This is a genomic window from Streptomyces sp. SID10853 (assembly GCF_010548145.1).
In the GTDB taxonomy this organism is placed as follows: Bacteria; Actinomycetota; Actinomycetes; order Streptomycetales; family Streptomycetaceae; genus Streptomyces.
The window spans coordinates 1-3,181 of record NZ_JAAGLN010000413.1 but is presented as its reverse complement, the minus strand read 5'-3'; the positions used below and the strand labels follow the sequence as shown (position 1 = coordinate 3,181).

Annotated in this window: 3 protein-coding genes and 1 pseudogene; 1 reads left to right on the top strand and 3 read right to left on the bottom strand. The window is 72.9% G+C overall.

The genetic code is table 11. The features are described 5' to 3' along the window. Positions 1–862 (top strand): FAD-binding domain-containing protein (locus tag G3I19_RS35670; RefSeq protein WP_203601097.1); only part of this gene is annotated, 862 nt, incomplete at its 5' end. Positions 863–905: 43 nt separating this feature from the next. Here G3I19_RS35670 and G3I19_RS35665 read toward each other — a convergent pair. From G3I19_RS35665 to G3I19_RS35655, 3 genes and pseudogenes are all read right to left on the bottom strand, one after another. Continuing rightward, positions 906–1,922 (bottom strand): sugar-binding domain-containing protein, encoded by a 1,017-nt coding sequence (locus G3I19_RS35665; RefSeq protein WP_164267829.1) that lies wholly within the window; start codon positions 1,920–1,922, stop codon positions 906–908. Positions 1,923–2,032: 110 nt separating this feature from the next. Continuing rightward, positions 2,033–2,719 carry a ribulose-phosphate 3-epimerase gene (gene rpe, locus G3I19_RS35660; protein WP_164267828.1) on the bottom strand — a complete coding sequence of 229 codons (687 nt, stop codon included), beginning with the start codon at positions 2,717–2,719 and terminating at the stop codon, positions 2,033–2,035. A gap of 104 nt (positions 2,720–2,823) precedes the next feature. Continuing rightward, a pseudogene (locus G3I19_RS35655) lies at positions 2,824–3,181 on the bottom strand (rRNA cytosine-C5-methyltransferase); the annotation flags it as partial.

The following is a 3,181-nucleotide window of genomic DNA, read 5'->3' as shown; positions in this document are numbered from 1 at the left end:
ACGGGTGCCGGAGGCCGCCCGCTCGGAGCGGCTGCCGTCCCGCTCCGCCGTCGCCGGGGTCTCGGAAGGGCTCGCCACGGGCGGCGAGCGCGAGGGACGGGCCCGCTGGTCGGCCTGGCGGCGGAACGGGCTCGCCGGATACGAGGACCGCCACGACGACCTGCCGGGCGACCTGACGTCACGGCTCTCGCCGCATCTGCACTTCGGCACCCTCTCCCCCGTCGAGCTGGTGCGCGGCGCCACCCGCAGCGGCGGCGCGGGCGCCGAGGCGTTCGTACGGCAGCTGTGCTGGCGGGACTTCCACCACCAGGTGCTGACCGCGCGCCCGGCGGCCGCTTCCGCCGACTACCGCTCACAGCACGACCGTTGGCGTTCCGAACGGTCCGCCGCAGGGGACATCACCGCCTGGAAGGAGGGGCGCACCGGGTATCCGGTGGTCGACGCCGCGATGCGGCAGCTGCGGCACGAGGGCTGGATGCACAACCGGGGGCGCCTGCTCACCGCGAGTTTCCTCGCCAAGACGCTGTACGTGGACTGGCGGGTCGGCGCCCGGCACTTCCTGGAGCTGCTGGTGGACGGCGATATCGCCAACAACCAGCTCAACTGGCAGTGGGTGGCGGGCACCGGCACGGACAGCAGGCCGAACCGGGTGTTCAACCCGGTGACCCAGGGCAAGCGGTACGACCCGCAGGGGGACTACGTGCGCCGCTGGGTGCCGGAGCTGGCCGGTCTCGCCGGGGCGGCCGTCCATGAGCCGTGGAAGCTCCGGGGACCCGAGCGTGCCGCGTACGACTACCCCGGGCCCCTGCTCGAACTCTCCGAAGGGCTGGCCCGCTTCAAGCAGGCCCGCGGCCTGGACTGACCGCGGGTGCGGCGGGCCCGCGGGCCGTGGCCGCCGTGCCGGTTCAGACGCCGTCGGGGTCCGCGCGGTCCAGTGCGGGGCGCGGTCCTGGACCGGTCTCCGTCAGCAGGAAGTCGGCGGCCGCCGTGTCGGTGACCAGGCTGGTGACCAGGCCCGACTTCAGGACGGCGCCGATCGCGGCCGCCTTGCGCTGGCCGCCCGCGATGGCCACGACCTCCGGGATCCGGCGCAGCCGGTCGGCCTCGACGGTGATGCAACGCTCGCCCAGGTCGCGGCCGACCCGCCGCCCCTCGGCGTCGAAGAGGTGCGCGGACATCTCGGCTGCGACGCCCAGTGAGGCGTAGTGCGCCCGCTCGGCGTCGCTGAGCATGTCGTGGACCGTCGAGATGCCCGGCTCCCAGGAGCCGATGGACACCGCGGCGACGGTCACCTTGTCGAAGTACTCGAAGGCGCGCGCGATGCCGGTCTGGTTGCGCAGCGCGGCAGCCGTGGCCGGGTCGGGCAGCAGCATCGGCGCGTAGATCGGGTGCGCCTCTCCGCCGGACACCTGGGCGGCACGCCGTACCGCCTCGACGGAGCCGCGCTCGGCGGTCCCCGCGTCGTACACACCGGTCAGCTGGACCACCGTGCACGGCGGGAGCACATTGAGCGCCGCCGCCATGTGGATGGTGGAGCGCCCCCAGGCGAGGCCCAGCACATCGCCCTCGGTCACCAGCTCGCCGAGCAGGTCGGCGGCGACCTCGCCCAGGTTCTCCGGGTCGGGGGCGTCGTCCGCCGCGTCCGCCGGGGACTCGACGACGACCGCGTGGCGCAGCCCGTAACGGGCGCGCAGCGCGTCGGAGCGCTCGGCGTCCAGCTCGGCCGGTACCCGGATCTCGATCCGTACGAGATCGCGCTCCAGGGCCGTCTCCAGGACGCGGGCGACCTTGAACCTGCTGACGCCGAACTCCTCGGCGATCTGGATCTTGGACTTTCCCTCCAGGTAGAAGCGACGGGCCATGGCCGCCGCTTGCACCAGCTCCGCGGGTCCCATCCGCAGGGCTGATCTGCCCGCCGACATTGCAGACACCGCGATCTCCTCACTACTGCTGTTCACTCCCGGACCCGCCATCCTGTCAGACCCGGCACAACTTGATCAGCCCCGTAAGGCTGCGTTCATTCCCCGGCCGCTCAGTGGCCGCAAGCCCATCCCGCCGCCGCCGTGGTCTCCTGCGCCTGGTGGCGGAGCATACGGACCGCGGCCGCCGGGTCGTCGGCGCCGTACACCGCGGAGCCCGCGACGAAGACATCGGCGCCGGCCTCGGCGCACCGCTCGATCGTCGAGGCGGAGACGCCGCCGTCGACCTGGAGCCAGAGTTCGAGTCCGTGCTTGGAGATCAGCTCACGGGTGCGGCGGATCTTCGGCAGCATGATGTCCAGGAAGGACTGGCCACCGAAGCCCGGCTCCACGGTCATGATCAGCAGCATGTCGAGCTCGGGGAGCAGGTCCTCGTAGGGCTCGATGGGCGTCGCGGGCTTCAGCGCCATGGAGGCGCGTGCGCCCTTGGCCCTGATCTCACGCGCGAGCCGTACGGGGGCGGCGGCGGCCTCCGCGTGGAAGGTCACGGAGCCCGCGCCCGCCTCGACGTACTGCGGAGCCCAGCGGTCCGCGTCCGCAATCATGAGATGGCAGTCCAGCGGGGTCTCCGTGGCCCGGCTGAGCGCTTCCACCACGGGGACCCCGAGGGTCAGATTGGGTACGAAGTGGTTGTCCATCACGTCGACGTGGAGCCAGTCGGCACCTTCGACGGCCTTCGCCTCCTCCGCGAGTCGGGAGAAGTCGGCGGACAGGATGCTGGGGTTGATCTGCACGGCCATGCCCCAAGCCTGCCATGCCCCGGCCCAGTTGCCCGCCACGGCAGGGGGCGCGGGGGCCCGGGGATCCGCACACACCGTGCAAACCTCGCATACACCGGCCTGGTTCAGGCAGTGCGCCGCAGCAGCGCGAGGTACATCGCGTCGGTGCCGTGCAGATGCGGCCACAGCTGTACGTCGGGGCCTTCGCCCACCGCGGCGACGCCCGGCATCAGCGGCCTGACGTCGATCCACTCGGCCTCCACCGGCTGTCCGCCGCGGCCCTTCAGGACGTCCTCGACCACGATCCGGGTCTCGGCGAGGTGCGGTGAGCAGGTCGCGTATCCGACGACACCGCCGACCCGTACCGCGCTCAGCGCCTCGCGCAGCAGCCCGCGCTGCAGCGGCGCGAAGCCCTCCAGGTCGTCGGGGCGCCGCCGCCACCGCGCCTCGGGCCTGCGCCGCAGCGCGCCGAGCCCGGTGCAC